Raw genomic sequence first — 19,559 nt, 5'->3', positions numbered from 1 at the left:
AAATAAAACGCGTTTTTTTCTTGATATAAGTAAAAAAATATATATTATGTCGTGCAATAATAATATATTTGTAATATCAGGGTGTATAAAAATGCGTATAATAAGTAATTTTTTGTTAACAATACAAATTTTACTTCCTCTCCTTACTAGTATTAATTCCATCGCTTCTGCCGTTAAATTTGACGTTGAGGCTATCAAAAATCGAGAAGCGCTTTCAAATGTGAAAAGTAGCTTACCAGAACTAACTAGTCAGTTAGAGTCTGATGATAGTGAAAATTCTTCTGGCGAAGAAAAACTAGCATCAGGATTATCGCAAACCGCTCAAATTATATCGGACGATGATAGTCGTAACGCAGCTAAAAGTTGGCTAGAAAATTCGGCTTACGGTTATTTAAACAGCCAAATGCAAAGCTGGTTAAACCAGTATGGAAACAGCAGTATTCAAGTTGGCAGTCAAGGATTTAATGCTGAGCTGTTACTCCCTTTATTTGAAAATAGTAATCACTTAGTTTTTTCCCAATCAAGAATCAATCGAGAAAGTGATGATAAAAAAATAATAAACCTAGGTGTAGGTTATCGTCATTTCTCTGACGATTGGATGTGGGGGATTAATAGCTTTTTCGATCATGATCTAAAAAATAATAACGCAAGATGGGGCGCTGGGTTTGAGCTCGGTGCTGACTATATCAAGCTTTCAACCAATGGTTATTGGCGTTTAACCAACTGGCGTCAATCAAAATTAGCGGAGTTTTCTGATTATTATGAGAGACCCGCTAATGGTTTTGATATCAGGGCGGAAGGCTTCCTACCTAATTATCCAAACATCGGTGCCAATTTTGTCTATGAAAAATATTTTGGTGAGGATGTTAATCTTAGGGGCACCGACTCGCTAAGTGATTTAAAAGATAATCCTGAAGCCTACAGTCTAGGCTTATCATATACTCCAGTATCATTATTTACGTTCAAATTAAACAAAATAATGGGCGATTCAAATGAGACTATAGGGGCATTTGAATTAAATTATCGTTTAGGTGTCCCGATAAGCCAGCAATTAGATAGTAATTTTGTACCAGAAATAAGAACGCTTAAAGGTGCGCGTTATGATTTTGTTAATAGAAATAATGCAATTGTCATGCAGTACCAAAAGCAAGCTACATTGAGAATTTCATTACCTAAAACATTAGCAATCACCGCCACCCAGCCCGCAGCATTAACACCCACAATTACACAAAATGAATATGAAATAGACCACGTTGAGTGGTCGGCGCCGTCGATAACCGCTAAAGGCGGAACGTTAATCCCGAGCCCATCAGAACCCTATGCAGTAACGATTACAATGCCTTTTTATGATTACATCTCGCCTTTAAAAGGTAATAGTCATAATATTAGCGCAGTTGCTGTTGATGTAAAAGGTAACCGCTCAAATGCCGCAACAACCAATATTATTGTATCGCGGATGCCGATCATTGAGATCATTTCAAATGTATATGTTTCACCTAACCCAATTATTGCCAATGGTGAAACCGCAGGAATTGTAACCGCACTTGTAAAAGATACTTATACCGGGCAGGAATTAGTCGATGTTGCCGTTGATTTTACTGTCGTTAGCAATAACGGCGAAGCCATCAGTGGTTTAAAGCTTGATGGTAATGAAGAGACTACCTTAACACGAGTATCAGATAGCAAAGGTGTTGTTTCTTTCCCAATTACAGGTATAAAATCGGGTGAATATACGTTAAATGTTTCAATTGAAGGCCGTGAACCAAGCAGTACCAGCTTTTCATTGGTCGCGGACAACAGTACTTCACAAATTACAGACGGTGATATTATCGTCATCGATAATGGCGCGATCGCTAATGGCGTAAGCACCAACAGTGTTCAAGTAAGAATAACTGACGCGAATGGTAACGTAGTGATAAATCAACCGGTATCATTTACGGCAGATAATGGTGCAACAATTATCGACACTGTTATGACCGATGAAAATGGTATCGCCCTTGCCACATTAACCAATAACACTGCCGGTAACAGCGTAGTTAATGTCATTATTGGTAATTCAAACTATAACGTTACGGTCAATTTTATCGCGGATAGTCGAGCGGCCAAACTGGCTGAAGGCTCGCTTAAAGTAGTTACGGATAACCAGCCAGCCAATGGCGATGCAGCCAATACTGTCCAAGTGATGGTAACCGACCCAAAAGGTAATGCAGTAGCAGGTCAAACGGTATCATTTACAGCAAATAATGCCGATATTACCAAGACCGCGATCACCAATACCGATGGTATTGTGCTCGTAGAGGTAAAAAGTAAAACAGTAGGTAAGATTAGCGTTGAAGCCTCGCTGACCAATGAGTTAGGCGAAAAAAGTACCGATAAAACGGATGTCAACTTCGTTATACCAGGGCAAATCGAAGAAGGAAGTGTGCGCATTGAGAATAATGGCACTTTTGCTAATGATTTTGATAAGGTCACGTTAATTGTCACGGTAAAAGATGGCAATAATAATCCAGCCCCAAATCAAGACGTATTCTTTGGCGCAAATGATATTGCTGCGCTTAAATTTGATAAAAAAGCGACCACCAATATCGACGGCATTGCTACGGTTACAATAACAAGTACGGTCGCGAGTAGTTACCCGATTGATATCACGGTTGGTGAATCAAAGCAAATAGCGGTTATTAATTTTATTGCTGATCCTAAGACTGCTGAACTTTTCGATAATGCACTGACGGTAATAATCAATAATCAACCCGCTAATGGTCAAGATCCTAACATCCTTTCGGTTATTGTTGGGGACCGATTTGGTAATGCCATACCAAATTATAATGTTTTATTCCGTATGGACGATGATGAGCCTAATGATGTAAATGCTACAACAGATGAGTTTGGTGTGGCGGTAGCTAAGTTTACCAGCAAAGTCAAGGGGCTTTACACGATCACATCCTCAATAAAAACTGACTCAGATCTGATGGTTAGTCAAGAAAAAGAAGTTGTTTTTGTCGTCGCAGCAGAAATTAAAGACAAACATATTGTTGTAACACCAGATATGGCAATAGCCAATGGTGAGGATAAGTTTACGATCGACGTCACCGTGACGGATGGCAATGGTAAGCTGGTACCCAATCAGGAAGTATTTTTTGCCGCTAAAGACAGTACTATTAAGTTTAATAAAAAATCTGCCATCACCAATAGTGCAGGTATTGCTACGGTAACATTAACGAGCAAGAAAGCGGGTCATTTCGATGCTACAGCATCGGTTGATTCACTAGCTCAAGAGTTTGACCTCAATTTTATTGCCGATAGACAAACTGCAAAATTTGCCGAGGGTAGCTTTAAAGTACTCACCACCAATCAGCTAGCCAATGGCGAGGATAGTCATATCGTTCAAGTTGCGGTGATTGATGAGAATGAAAATATTGTTAGGAGTCACAAAGTTCTATTTGATGCTGGCGATATTGCGCTGATTTCAGGTAAAAAGACCACAGAAGTACTCACCGATGATAAAGGTATTGCTAGCGTAGCATTAACCAGTACAACGGTTGGTGAGAGCAAAGTTACGGCCTCAATAGTAGATACCAAAGGTGAGTCTAGCAAAGTAGAAAAAGAGATTAAATTTGTAGTTGTTGCGGAAATCAAAGATGGCAATATAGTAGCAAGCCCTAAAGAGCCCGTAGTTGCTACGGGTAATGAACTGGTCACCATTGATGTTACAGTAACTGATGGCAATGGTAATCTGGCACCAAAACAAAAAGTATTATTTAGCGCTGGCGAAAATGCCATTATTTCAGCTGACAGCACCACTAAGATTAAAAGTAAAGAAGTTATCACCGATGAAAGAGGGATTGCAACCATTACGGTAGGTAGTACCGTTGCCGGTAGCTATAACATAAAGGCGACGGTGAGAGATTCACAACAAACCGTCCCAGTAACCTTTATTGCTGATAGTAGTACTGCTAAGCTAGTTAGTGGTTCAATGATAGCAGAGCCAACTAATCAGCTGGCCAATGGTCAAAGCGCCATTATGGTCAAAGTCAACGTCGTTGATGAGCAAGGTAACGCTGTACCGAATTATGATGTCTCATTTAGTGGGTCAAGTGATGTGCTTGAATTTGATAAGACCGCTACCACCAATGATAAGGGTATCGCGTTTATCACTGTAACGAGTACGATTGCGGGTAATTATGATATCAAAGCCACAACGGGAGGAGCGCATGAAACGGTCTCAGTGACGTTTATTGCCGATCCTGATACTGCGACGCTGGTCGAGGGATCAATGATTGTCGCGCCTAATAATCGAGTTGCCAATGGTCAAGATGTTAATATCATTACGGTTATGGTGAAGGATAAATATGGTAATCCTGTCCCAAATTATGATGTCACCTTTGATGGACCTAAAGTAAACAGAATAGTTGCGACTAATACCGATGGTATCGCAACTCTTTCTGTCACCAGTAAAAAAGCTGGTAATTACGATTTAATCGCAACAGTGGGTGAATCGCAGCAAACAGCAGTTGTGAGTTTTATTGCTGATAAACAGACCGCAAAATTGGCTGAAAATAGCCTTAAAGTACTGACAACCAATCAGCTGGCAAATGGTCAAGATAACCATATTGTTCAAGTCACGGTAGTGGATGGCAATAAAAACCTAGTAATTGGCCAAACGGTTCAATTTAACGCAGGTGATATTGCACTTATCTCGGGGCAAAAGACTACCGAAGTTACCACCGACGAAAACGGTATTGCTACCGTAATGTTAACCAGTACAACGGTTGGTGATAGCACGGTGACTGCCTTGATGATGAATGCAAATGGTGAGTCTAGCAAAGCTGAAACAGACATTAAATTTGTGGTTGTTGCAGAAATCAAAGATGGCAATATGACCGCCAGCCCTAAAGAGCCGAGTGCCGCCAATGGCAATGATCTGGTCACCATTGACGTCACAGTAACCGATGGCAACGGCAAGCTAGTACCAAAAGAAAAAGTATTATTTAGTGCGGGTGCGGCTAACATTATTGTAAGTGAAAATAGCAATAGGGTTAAAACCAAAGAAGTTATTACCGATGAAAGCGGTATTGCGACTATCACGGTAAGTAGTACGGTTGCAGGTAGCTTTAACATAAAGGCGACGGTGAGAGATTCACAGCAAACCGTTCCCGTTATTTTTATTGCCGACCGTAGCACGGCGAAGCTGCTCAATGGTTCAATGAAAGCGGAGCCAACTAATCAGACCGCCAATGGTCAAAGTGCTATTAGCGTTACGATCAAGGTCATTGATGAACAAGGTAATGCTATACCTAGTTATGACGTCTCGTTTAATGGGTCAAGTGATGCGCTTAAATTTGATAAGACAGCAGCCACCAATGCAGAAGGGATAGCGACCATTACGCTAACAAGCAGTGTTGCTGGCAATTATGATATTAATGCAACGATTGATGGATCCGATGAGACGGTTCCGGTTACATTTATTGCTGACCGTAGTACCGCGAAGCTTGTTATTGGTTCATTGACAGCGCAGCCGAGTAATCAAATTGCCAATGGTGAAGATGCGATTACTGTCACGGTTAAAGTCGTGGATGAAAAAGGCAATGCGGTACCAAGTTACGACGTCTCATTTAGTGGCTCAAACGATGCACTTGAATTTGATAAGACAGCTACCACCAATGCTGAAGGTATAGCAACTATCACGGTAACAGCTATTGTTGCTGCTAGCTATAATATTAAGGCGACGATTGGCGGACCAGATGAAACTGTCCCTGTGACGTTTATTGCCGATAAGACTACGGCAAAACTTGTTGACGGTTCAATGGCAGTCAATCCAAATAATCAAGCAGCCAATGGTCAAGATCACGATATTGTTACTGTCATGGTTAAAGACAAACATGGCAATGTTGTGCCAGATTACGACGTCTTGTTTAATGCAACCGATGATGCGATTAAATTTAATAACGTAGCGACTACCAATCTTGATGGTATAGCGACGCTGACTGTAACAAGCAAAAAAGCGGGTAGTTATGATATCACCGCAACCGTGGGTGAGTCACATCAAACAGCGGGTGTGAATTTTGTTGCTGATGAACGAACAGCAAAATTTGAACAAGGTAGTCTCAAAGTACTTACCACTAACCAGCTGGCAAATGATAAAGATAGCCATAACGTTCAAGTAACGGTAATTGATGAGAATGAAAACTTAGTTATAGGTCAAACAGTTCGATTTGATGCCGGCGAGATTGCCTTCATTTTAGATGACAATAAATCTAAGGTTAAAACCTTAGAGGTGGTCACGGGCGAAAACGGTATTGCGACGGTGAAGCTAATCAGCGACACCGTAGGTAGTAGTACGGTGATAGCGTCGATGGTTAATAAATCAGGCAAATCAAATAGTGATAAAGCTAACATCACGTTTGTGGTTGTGGCGGAAATCAAAGATAGTAATATTAAAGTAAAACCTAATGTTGCTGCCGCGAGTGGCAATGAGATGATTGCGGTTGAAGTTACGGTAACCGATGGAAACGGTAAGCTGGTCCCGAAACACAAGGTGTTATTTGACGCCGGTAATTATGCAATTATTGCAGGCGAAAATGCGTCTAAAGTCAAAACAACCGAGATTCTAACCAATGAAAAGGGTGTTGCAAATATCGCGTTAACAACCACGGTTGCAAATAGTTACGATATTAAGGCAACGGTGCTAGAGTCACATCAAACCGCTACGGTTAAATTTATTGGCGATATTGAGACGGCACATATCCGGGTTGATGACTTATCGATAGAGCGTGATAATGCCGTGGCTAATGACATTGCGACCAACATGGTTAAAGTTAAAATTGTCGATGCTCATAATAATCCAATTCCTGATGCAGAAGTCAAATTAGCATTGGAATATGATGAAGATGAAGATTATGTCACCATCGGTACAATAGACAAAACGAATGATGTTGGTGAAGTGCAAATTACACTAAAAAGTACCAAAGCCGGTATTTATAAAATCATTGCTACCGTATTTGATGGTGCTGGCACGGCAAGTAAACAAGAAGAGAATATAACCTTTATTGCCGATCAAGAGACCGCTGAGCTAGCAAAAAATGCGCTGATTGTAGTAACAAAAGGTGAAAATAAGGTTGCAAACGGAACTGAATTCCACGAAGTCCAAGTGACGGTAACCGATAAGAATGGTAACGGAGTACCACAGCAGCAGATTTTATTTAGCGTAACTAACGGAGCGGTTATTGAACCAGAAGCGGAAACTAATGAAAACGGTATCGCTAAAGTCAAAGTAACGAGTGAGGTAGCAAGCAGTTACGATGTGACCGCTACATTTGGTGAAGCACATCAAACGGTTTCGCTTGCATTTATTGCGGATCGCACCACAGCTAATCTGGTAAGCGGTTCTGTTAAGGCTGAGCCAACTAATCAACTGGCTAATGGTCAAGATGAGATTATTGTTACGGTTGAAGTTGCCGATGAAAAAGGCAATGTTGTGCCAAATTATGACGTCTCATTTAGTGGCTCAAGTGATGCACTTAAATTTAATAAAATTGCGACTACCAATGAAAAAGGTATCGCAAGCATTGCCGTAACGAGCAGTGTTGCAGATAATTATAATATTAAGGCAACGGTGAAAGAATCCGTACAATCGGTTCCTGTTACGTTTATTGCCGATAGCAGTACGGCGAAGCTTGTTAACGCTTCAATTAAAACCGAGCCAACGAGTCAAGTTGCCAATGGTCAAGATACCATTATTGTTACGGTCGAAGTGGTAGACGGAAAAGGCAATGTTGTACCAAATTATGCTGTGTCATTTAGCGGCTCAAATAATGCGCTTAAATTTGATCAAACGGCTAACACTGATGCCAAAGGGATAGCTACTATCGCCGTAACGAGTATCGTTGCGGGTAGCTATAATATGAAGGCAACAGTTAAAGACTCAGAGCAAACCGTCCCTGTTACATTTATTGCCGACAGCAGTACCGCGAAGCTTGTTAATGCTTCAATTAAGGCCGAGCCGACGAGTCAAGTCGCTAATGGTCAAGATGCGATTACTGTCACCGTTGCGGTTATAGATGAAAACGGTAATGTCATGCCAGATTATGATGTCTCCTTTACTGGGTCAAATGATGCGCTGGAATTTAATCAGACCGCGACCACCAGTGATGAAGGTATTGCAACCATCGCGGTTAAGAGCAGCCTAGCAGGCAGTTATAATATCAAAGCAACCGTAAGGGAATCAGAGCAAACAGTAGCTGTTTCATTCACTGCTGACCGCAATACGGCGAAGATTGTCAAAGGTTCAATGGTGGTAAGTCCAAATAATCAACCATCGAATGGCCAAGACACCAATGTTGTGATGGTTAATGTGGTTGATGCGAAAGATAACCCGGTAGCTGATTATTCAGTTTTATTTACCACCGATGATGATGATACCGATCCTGCAAGCTTTACCAGTGATAAAAAAGGGATTGTCAGAGCACCATATACCAGCACGGTGGTCAAGAGTTTCAAAGTTACGGCAACCGCTACCAGCGTGTTAGGTGGGCTGAGCAGCGATAAAGGTCAGGTTACTTTTGTTGCGGACGATAATACGGCGAAGGTTGTCGAAGGTTCAATGAAGGCGGAACCAACTAGCCAGCTAGCCAATGGGCAAAACACCATTGTTGTTACCGTCAAGGTTGTGGACGAAAACGGCAATGTCGTACCAAATCATAATATCTCATTTAGTAGCTCAAGCGATGATCTAGAACTTGAGTATACTGCAATCACCAGTGATAAAGGTATTGCGACTATTAAGGTAACGAGTACAATTGCCGGTTTTTATGACATCACTGCTATGGTTGGTGGATCGAGTGAAACCGTTCTTGTTACCTTTGTTGCCGACAATAGCACGGCCAAGCTTGTCGAAGGTTCCATGGCTGTGGCACAAAATAATCAACCAGCAAATGGCCAAGATGCAGATATTGTTACGGTTACCGTTATCGATGCAAAAGGTAATACCATACCTAATTATAGCGTCTCATTTAGTGCGACTGATAGTAAGATTAAATTTGACAAGACCGCCATTACCAATGACAAAGGCATTGCAACTGTCAATGTAACAAGTAACACAGCGGGTAGTTTCGATATTAGCGCTATCATTGGTGAATCACGTCAAACGGTTTCAGCTATCTTTGTGGCAGATGAACATACCGCAAAATTTGCTGAGAATAGCCTGAAAGTACTCACAGGTAATCAGTTGGCGAATGGTCAAGATAGCCATATCGTTCAAGTGACGGTGGTTGATGAAAATAAAAACGTAGTCATGGGTCAAAAAGTTATATTTGACGCGGGTGATATTGCGCTTATTTCAGGTAATAAAACGGCTGAGGTAACGACTGATGAAAACGGTATTGCTACAGTCAAATTAACCAGTACGATGGTCGGTGAGAGTACCGTCACTGCGTCAATGCTAAATGCCAAAGAGGGCGCAAGCAAAGCCGAACAAAACATCACTTTTGTTGTCGTTGCGGAAATCAAAAAAGATAATGTTAGTGTAAGTCCTAACGGTCCTGATTTTGCTGCGGCTAATGATGATGAAAAGGCTGTGGTTAAAGTCATTGTTACCGATGGTAATGGCAAACTCGTTGGCAAAGAAAAGGTATTATTTGACGCGGGTAACCATGCCATTATTGTAGGCGAAAACAGAGCTAAAACTAAAACCCAAGAGGTGATAACTGATGAAAAAGGCGTTGCGACTATCAAGGTCTCGAGCGCGGTGGCGAATACTTACGATGTTAAGGCGACCGTAAAAGAATCATATCAAATAGCGACGGTTAAGTTTATCGGTGATATCGAGACGGCGCAGATCCGTGTAGACGATTTATCGATAGAACGTAATAACGCAGTCGCTAATGACATAGCAACCAATCTTGTTAAAGTGACGATTGTTGATAGTAATCAAAATGCAGTACCTAATGCAGAAGTCAAATTGGCGCTTAAAAATGAGAGTGATAAAGAATATGTCACCATTGGTACAATCGAAAAAACCAATGATAAGGGTGAAGTATTTATTACTTTAACAAGTAAAAAATCAGGTGCTTACAAAGTACTTGCTTCGGTCAATAATAGTGAACAAGAGAAAGACGTCATCTTTATTGCTGACGAGCAAACAGCCGAGTTGACAACCAATGCCCTGACTGTACTTACCAATAATCAGTTAGCAAACGGTACTGACTTCCATGAAGTTCAAGTAATGGTGACCGATAAAAATGGTAACGGCGTGCCAGAGCAACAGATTTTATTTGCAGCGAATAATGGCGCGACGATTGAACCAAAAGCGACCACTAATGAAAAAGGTATTGCCACCGCGAAGTTAACCAGCCTTACCGTTGGTGACAGCACTGTGACAGCCACGATAGTGAATGCGAAAGGGGAGTTTAGCAAAGCGGAGAAAGACGTCAGATTTGTTGTGGTAGCGGAAATCAAAGATGGCAATATGACCGTAAGCCCTAAAGAACCTGTTGTCGCTAATGGCAAAGATCGGGCTACAATTGATGTTACGGTAACGGATGGCAACGGCAATCTAGTTCCTGAACAAAAAGTATTATTTACCACCGATGAAGATGTGATTGTGGTAAATGGTCATAATTCAGGGGTTAAATCCGCCGAAGTTATGACCAACGCTAAAGGTATTGCTACCATCACGGTAACAACGAGTACCGTAGCGAGGAGTTACGATATTAAAGCCGCTGTTGGTACCTCAGTTAGAAAGGCGACGGTAACCTTTATTGGTGATATTGAGACGGCACGGATCCGTGTAGAGGATTTCTCGGTAGAGCGTAATAACGCAGTCGCTAACGATATTGCAACCAATTTGGTGAAAGTTAAAATTGTTGATAGTAATCTTAATGCTGTACCTAACGCAGACGTCACATTAGAACTTGAATCTAATGATGATAAGCGATACGTTACCATTGGCAAAATAGATAAAACCAATGATAAAGGTGAAGTGCTGGTGACGTTAACCAGTAATAAAGCTGCTACTTACATGGTTATTGCTACGGTAATCGATGCCTTAGGTCAGCCAAGTAGGCAAGGTAAAGATATCACCTTTATTGCCGATCAACAGACTGCTGAGCTAGCAAAAGACGCGCTGACAGTACTAACCAAAGATGAAAGCAAGTCGGCAAATGGAACAGACTTCCATGAAGTGCAAGTCAAGGTCACTGACAAAAATGGTAACGGTGTCGCGGATCAAAAGATCACATTTACGGTAACAAATGGCGCAACCATTAAAGCTGAAGCCAAAACGACCAATGCTGAAGGTATTATTACCGCCAAGGTAACCAGTAAAGTAGCACAGAGCTACGACATTACGGCAACGTTTGGTGAGTCAGCTAAAACAGCAACTGTAACATTCAGTGCTGATAAGCATACGGCACAGTTCAAAGATGGTAAGCTTAATGTTTTAACCACACAAGCTCAGTTGGCAAATGGTGTGGACAGCCATATCGTTCAAGTGACGGTTATCGATGAAAATAACAATCCTATCATAGCTCAGAAAGTGGTATTTGACGCGGGTGATATTGCCCTTATTTCGGGTAGCAGAACCGCTGAGGTGATCACTGGTGAAAATGGTATAGCAGCGGTTAACCTAACGAGCACCGCCGTAGGTAATAGCACGGTGACCGCCTCGATAGTCAATGCGAAAGAAGAGCCTATCGAAGTCAAGGAAGAGGTTAAATTTGTTGTCGTGGCAGAAATCACTGATAGCAATATGACCATAGATCCTAAAGAGCCTAACTTTGCGGTAGCGACGGGTGATGAAAAAGTCACGGTTAAAGTGATTGTGACTGACGGTAACGGTAAGCGTGTGCCAGATCAGCTAGTGTTATTTAGTGGTTCAAACGATGATCTTAAATTTGATAAAACGTCAGTTACCACAGATGCACAAGGCATTGCTACAGTAACGGTAACCAGCGTTGTTGCAAGTCGTTATGACATTACTGCCACCGTAAGGGAATCACATCCGACAAAATCGGTAACATTTATTGCCGATAAGAAAACAGCGGAAATTGTGGTTGGTTCAATGAATGTCGAACCAAACAATCAACTGGCAAATGGCCGAGATGCCAATATTGTCAGTGTTAAAGTGGTCGATGATCAAAACAATGTCGTGCCAAATTATGGTGTTCTATTTAATATCAATAATGATGCAATCGATTCTGAAATATTCACTACTGATGATAAGGGTATTGCCAGAGTATCATATACAAGTACGGTGGCAAAAAGTTATAAGGTTACCGCAACGCTAACCAACTCTTCGGGTATACCAAGTAAAATTCAACGAGATGACGTGACCTTTATTGCCGACAATAGTTCAGCGAAGCTGGTCGACGGTTCAATGACGGTGACAACCAATAATCAACCGGCAAATGGTCAAGATGCCCATATTGTTACGGTTACAGTTAAGGATCAATATGGTAATTTAGTACCGAACTATGAGGTTGTCTTTAGTGCGACTGATGAGGCGCTTAAATTTGACCGCACAGTGAAAACTAATGAACAAGGTCTTGCGACTGTCAAGGTAACCAGCGAAGTAGTCGGTAGTTACGATATTACGGCAACACTAGGTCAGTTACATCAAACTAAGACGATTAAGTTTGTTGTCCCTGCTGAAATTAAAGACGGCAATATGACTGTAAGTCCTAATAGTGCTGACTTTGCGCTAGCAAATGGCAAGGAACAGGTGACAATTAAGGTTACGGTAACCGACGGAAATAATGATGTTGTACCAAATTATAACGTTTCATTTAGTTCGATCGATGATGCAATTGAATTTGACCAGACAGCAACGACCAATGCTGACGGTGTTGCTACCATAATAGCAACGAGCGAAGTGGCTAACAGTTACCAGGTTATCGCAACGGTGGGCGAATCACAGCGCACGGCTATAGCGAAGTTTGTTGTTGCAGCGGAAATCAAAGATGGCAATATGACCGTCACACCTAAAGAACCGGTAGCTAATGGTAAAGATCGGGCTACGGTTGACGTTACGGTAACGGACGGCAATGGTAAACTTTTACCAGCGCAAAAAGTGTTATTTACTGCCAATGATAATGTCATTGTGGCCAATGGCAACACGTCAGGTGCTAAAACTGCTGAGGTAGTGACTAACGCTAAAGGTATTGCGACCATCATGGTAACAACTAGCACCATAGCGAAGAGTTATGATATTAAAGCAACGGTTGCTACATCAACTAAAAAAGCGACGGTAACGTTCATTGGTGACATTGAGACGGCACATATCCGCGTAGAGGATTTCTCGGTAGAGCGTAATGGCGCGGTGGCTGATGATACGGCAAGTAATCTGGTTAAAGTTAGGATTGTTGATAATAATCAAAATGTTGTACCGAATGCGGATGTAGTATTGGCACTTGAGTCTGACAGTGATAAGCAACATGTTACCATTGGCAAAATAGAAAAAACCGATGATAAGGGCGAAGTACGCATTGCCTTAACCAGTAAGCAAGCGGGTACTTATAAGATCGTTGCCACGGTAATCGATGCTGCTGGCACGGTCAGCAAGCAATATCAACAACTCACCTTTACAGCTGATGAAGATACCGCTGATCTGGCAGAAGATGCGCTGAGCGTAATAACTAATAATCAGCCGGCCAATGGTGATGCGGCCAATATTGTTCAGGTTAAGGTGAGCGATAAAAATGGTAATGGTGTGCCAGATAAAAAGATTACCCTTACAGTGACGAATGGCGCGACGATTGAACCTGAAGGAACAACCAATGCTGATGGTATTGTGACTGCGCATATCACAAGTAAAGTAGCGAAAAGCTATAAAGTTACCGCAACCTTTGGTGAATCATCTAAAACAGCAACTGTAACGTTTGTTGCGGATAAAGGAACGCTACAATTCAAAGATGATAAACTTAACGTATTAACGACCAATCAGTTAGCAAATGGTGAGGATAGCCATACCGTTCAAGTAACGGTACTTGATGAGAACAAAAACCTTGCCATGGGTCAAACGGTGTTATTTGATGCAGGCGATATTGCGCTTATTTCAGGTAAGAAAACTGCTGAAGTGACGACAGATAAAAACGGTATTGCGACAGTGAAGCTAACGAGCGAAGTGGTCGGTGATAGCATCGTGACAGCATCGTTAGTAAATGATAAAGGTGATCTTATTGAGGTCAAAGATAGCGTCAAGTTTGTCGTCGTCGCTGAAGGTAGTATCGACGTTGCCCCAGAAGGCGCTGTAGCAGCTAATGGCAAGGATAAGGTTACGATTACGGTTATGGTACAAGACGGAAATGGTAAGCGTGTACCAGAGCAAAAAGTATCATTCAATGCCGGCGAGAGCGCGATTATTTCAAGTAAAAATCTGTCTAATGTTAAAGTGGCAGAGATTAATACTGATGTAAATGGTATTGCCACCATCACGATCGCGAGCACCGAGGCCAAGAGTTACGATATTGACGTAGCCGTAAGAGATTTAAAGCAAACGGTTAAAGCCGTGTTTGTTGCTGATGCAACGACAGCGGTTATTGTCAAGGGTTCAATGGAAGTCAATCCGAATAATCAACCAGCCAATGGTAAAGATGCCAATGTGGTTATGGTTAAAGTGGTCGATGCCAATAATAACCCAATGGTCGATTCTGCCGTTTTATTTATGCGTGAAGATAATGCCAGCGAACAAGCTAGCATTAAAACTGACGAAAACGGTATTGCTAAATTGCCTTACACCAGCACCGAGGCGAAGAGTTATGTGGTTATTGCCTCGGTAACTAACTCTTTACGCGGGCTAAGCAGCTACAAAGAAACGATGACCTTTATTGCCGATAAGAGCACGGCGAAGCCAGTCGACGGTTCGATGAAGGTTGAACGCAATAATCAACCGGCAAATGGTCAAGACGCTAATAGGGTAACGGTGCAAGTTGTCGATGCCAATAATAATATCGTGCCAAATTACGCGGTTTCATTTACAGCTAGCAATGATGCGGTTAAATTTGACCAGATAGCAACTACCAATGAACAAGGGATTGCAACCCTGATGTTAACTAGCTTAGTTGCCGGTAGCTACGATATTACTGCGACGGTTGAACAATTATCTCAAACGGTTCCAGTGACGTTTATTGCTGACAGTAAGACGGCGAAGCTTGCCGAAGGTTCAATAACCGTAACGACCAATAATCAACCAGCAAATGGTCAAGATGCTGATGTTATTGCCGTCACGGTTATCGATGAACAAGGTAATGCAGTGCCAAATTATGAGGTTGTATTTAGTTCGGCTAATGAAGCGATTAAATTTGATAAAGTAGTAACGACCAATGCTGATGGGGTTGCCACGCTGAACGTAACGACGAATGTAGCGGGTAGTTACAACGTTACGGCAGCGGTTGGTGAATCACATCAAACCGAGTCAGTGGTGTTTGTGGCTGATAAGCATACCGCAAAATTCTTGGATAATAGCCTGACAGTGCTCACGACTAATCAGTTAGCGAATGGTCAAGATAGCCATATCGTTGAAGTAACAGTAGTTGATGAGAATAACAACCGTGTCATCGGTCAAAAGGTAGTATTTGACGCGGGTCGTATTGCACTGATTGCAGGCCGCAAAACGGCAGAGGTTATGACCGATGAAAACGGCATTGCGACAGTAACGTTAACCAGTACGACGGTTGGTGATAGCACCGTAACAGCCTCAATGACGGTTGCAGATAGACCAATTAGCGTTAGTAATGACGTAAAATTTGTGGTTCTAGCAGAAATCAAGGATCAAGATATTACCGTAGAGCCTAAAGAGCCGGTCGCCAATGGCAAAGATCAGGCCACGGTAACCGTTAAGGTAACCGATGGAAACGGTAAGCGCGTACCAGAGCAAAAAGTACTATTTAGCGCTGATGATCGTGTTATTGTGGCAAATGGTAATAGCGCTGGCGCTAAAACTGCCGAGATAATAACCAACGCCGAAGGGATTGCGACCATTATGGTAACAACCACCACTGTCGCGAAGAGCTACGATATTAAAGCAACGGTTGCGACATCGACTAAAACCGCGACGGTAACATTTATTGGTGACGTTGAGACCGCTCATATTCGAGTAGAGGACTTCTCAGTAGAGCGCAATGGCGCGGTGGCTAATGATATGGCAAGCAACCTAGTTAAAGTGACGATTGTCGATACTAATCTTAACCCTGTTCCCGATGCTGATGTAGTATTAGCACTCGAGTTTGAGGATGATAAGCAATACGTTACCATTGGCAAAATAGATAAAACCGATAATAAAGGCGAAGTGCATATTGCGTTAACCAGTAAGCAAGCCGGTACTTACGGGATTATTGCCACGGTAATTGATGCCTCTGGCGCGGTAAGCCGACAACGTCAGCAAATCAGCTTTATTGCCGATGAAAAAACCGCGGAATTAACAGAAGATGCACTGCTGGTATTAACTAATAATCAGCCAGCCAATGGCGAGGCGGCTAATCTGGTCCAACTTAAAGTGACAGATAAACTAGGTAACGGCGTGCCAGATCAAAAGATCACCTTTAGCGTAGAAAATGGTGCCACAATTGAAACTGAAGTGACCACTAATGCGGAGGGTATCGCCATCGCTAAGGTAACGAGTAAAGTGGCGAAGCGCTACGGTGTGACCGCAACATTTGGTGAATCAGTCAAAAAAGATACCGTAACGTTTATTGCCGATAAAGAGACGGCCGAAGCTAGCCTTAATGTGCTAACCAAAGATACGGCTATGCTAGCCAATGGTGAAGATAGCCATATCGTTAAAGTGACTGTCGTTGATGAGAACAACAACCCTGTAGCGGAGCAAACGGTTCAAGTTGACACCGGTGATGATGCGATTATTTTAGCTGAAAATAACGCTAAGGTTAAAAGCTTAACGGTTATCACTGATGAAAACGGTATTGCCACCATTACCACCGCGACCACGGTAGCGAAGAGTTACACGATTACCGCAACTGTGCGAGAGTCACATTCGACCACCGCATCGGTAACCTTTATTGCCGATAAGAATTCAGCGAAAATTGTCTCAGGCTCAATAAAAGTGGAACCTAATAATCAACTGGCGAATGGCAAAGATGCGAATGTTGTTACGGTCACGGTTAAAGATCAGTATGACAATCTATTAGCAGATTATGGCGTCTTCTTCACCAAAGATGACGGTGAAGCCAAAGAAGAAGTGATTAAAACGAATAAAGACGGTATCGCCAGTGCGCTCTATACGAGCACCAAGGCGCAGACTTATAAAGTTATGACTTCAATTATGAATGCACTTGAACAGTACACTACTGATAAAGTTGAGATCACCTTTATTGCCGATAAGAGTAGTGCAAAATTCAAGGATGCCAATCTTGATGTATTAACGGCAAAAGCGCAATGGGCCGATGGCGAGAAGAGCCATATCGTTCAAGCGATGGTGGTGGATGCGAATGGCAATCCGATTAAAGGGCAAACAGTTCTATTTGATGCTGGCAAGATTGCGCTTATTTCGGGCAATAAGACCGCCGAGGTACAAACCGATGAAAACGGTATTGCTAAGGTCAATTTAACCAGCACGACCATTGGTGAGAGTACCGTAACCGCTTCGATGAATGTTAACGGCCAACTTAGCAGCGTTGATGCTAACATCAGCTTTATTGCTGGAGCAGAAATTAATGAGGTGAAGGTCAGTCCTGAACTACCTGCGTTAGCTAACGGTAAGGATACCATCACGATTAGCATTAATGTAAAAGATGGAAATCGTGATGTTATACCAAACCAAAAGGTACTATTTGACGCGGGTGAGAATGCGATTCTTCCAGCAGAAGATAATACTAAGGTTAAAACTCTCGAGGTTTCAACCAATGCTGAGGGTATTGCTATCATTAAGCTAACCAGTAAAGTAGTAAAGAGTTACAATATTACCGCAACGGTTGGCGCCTCAAGTAAAACATTTTCAGCAACGTTTGTTGCTGCCGCAGAAATAAACAGTATTAGTGCCATTAATAGTGTCAATAATAACGGGACAGATGAACCTGCTAAGGCAAATGGGGCAGATAAGATTACGATCCAGGCTAAGGTAACTGATGGAAATGGTATACTTCTGGCAGGTCAAAATGTATTATTTAGCACTGGTGGATATGCTATTATTTCCGGTAAAAATAATGTTAAAGTCAATACGCTGGAAGCGACAACCAATGACGAAGGTATTGCTGTCATTACAATAACGAGTACCGAAACAACTCAATACAATATTACTGCGACGGTAGGCGAATACTCTAAAATGGTTCAGGTTAAATTTCTTCTCGATCTTGATGTAGGTTTGTCAAAGTTTGATTTTAGCTTACCTAGGATTGTGAATAACTCAGGCAAAAGTTCAGATGGTAAAACTGTACTCACCATGTTACTTAAGGATTCAAAAAACAATCCTATTACGGGGATCAGTAAGAGTATTACACTAGATTTAGATAATAAAGCAGATCTAAATATATCTGAGTTGAAAGAAACAGCTAATAAACCAGGAGAGTATACCGCGACAGTTTCCAGCGCCAAGGTTAATAAATACGAAATTAGTGTTTTATTTAATGGTACTAAGTTGGTAAAATTAAAAGATTTAGATGTATATACTTATAAATTACAGCTTAGTCCTGAAAATAAAAAACTTGGTAAAGGTATGAGATATGAATATTATCTTTCGCTTGTTGAGTCGGACACAGGTACTGAGGTAGTCGGGTATGAGAGCACAAAGAACAGTTTATTTACATGGTCCTCAAGTAGTAGTGCCGCTAAATTTGCTTCTACCGGGATTGTGACTGGAGTCAGTATTGCAAGTAATATCACAATTACGGCAAAGTTGAACAGCTCTTATACGTACAATAATGTAGCAATTACTGGTAGTACAACCACAAAGTTAAATGTTACAGCGCTGTATGAGAGAGAGGAAGCTATCAGGGGTGATCAGCAGGGGAATAAATCTGAACTCTTTTTAATAGATCCTCCAGACTATGTATTAAATACAAGGGGAGATCAAATAGTTGATTCGATAGGCAAAGTTGGCAGTCAAGTGCATGGTAAAGCCCACCCAATAGCGCATACTAATAAAGTTACAAAAATCACAGGTAAAACTTGTAGATATGCTGTTACGGCTGGAAAGGTTTGGGTTATTAGTGAGTTAACTTTTTATTACTCAGATGGTACAGCCCCTGAAATAGTAGGTGTCTCAGGTCGTTGTACTGACACGAAACCGTTAGAAGACTTTGTAGTACCTAGTGGAGAGCAACTGGTTGGATTTGCTGCTTGGGAAACAGCTAGAGGTAATTTTATCGCGGGAGTTCAGTTTATAACCGCTGATCAATAAGTACTGTCATTATTTAGGATGAATATCCTCTTGCTTACTCACAAACCCCGGAATCATCCGGGGTTTATTTTTGCTTATAAAAATAAGGTTATGGTTTAGTGTTTTCGCCTATAGTTATTAACTCGGGTATAGCATGATGGTATTACTGCTGATTAGTTATGGGATCAATTAGCTGATATTGCTTCTGGCACGTATAGTGAGGATTAGTGACTAGCGT

1 protein-coding gene is annotated in these 19,559 nt (G+C 41.8%); it reads left to right on the top strand.

What is annotated here, in order from left to right:
- Positions 1-91 precede the first annotated feature (91 nt).
- Complete coding sequence (locus tag RHO12_05255) at positions 92-19,342, top strand: Ig-like domain-containing protein (GenBank protein ID WVD67187.1); 19,251 nt, start codon at positions 92-94, stop codon at positions 19,340-19,342.
- Positions 19,343-19,559 lie beyond the last annotated feature (217 nt).

The sequence above is a fragment of the Orbaceae bacterium lpD02 genome (assembly GCA_036251875.1).
GTDB classification, from domain to species: domain Bacteria; phylum Pseudomonadota; class Gammaproteobacteria; order Enterobacterales; family Orbaceae; genus Orbus; species Orbus sturtevantii.
The sequence above is the reverse complement of the archived record's forward strand: the minus strand, read 5'-3'. Positions and strand labels throughout refer to the sequence as shown.

Excerpts from the sequence above, each read along its gene's own strand:
- RHO12_05255 (WVD67187.1), top strand. The coding sequence starts at position 92 with ATGCGTATAATAAGTAATTTTTTGTTAACAATACAAATTTTACTTCCT.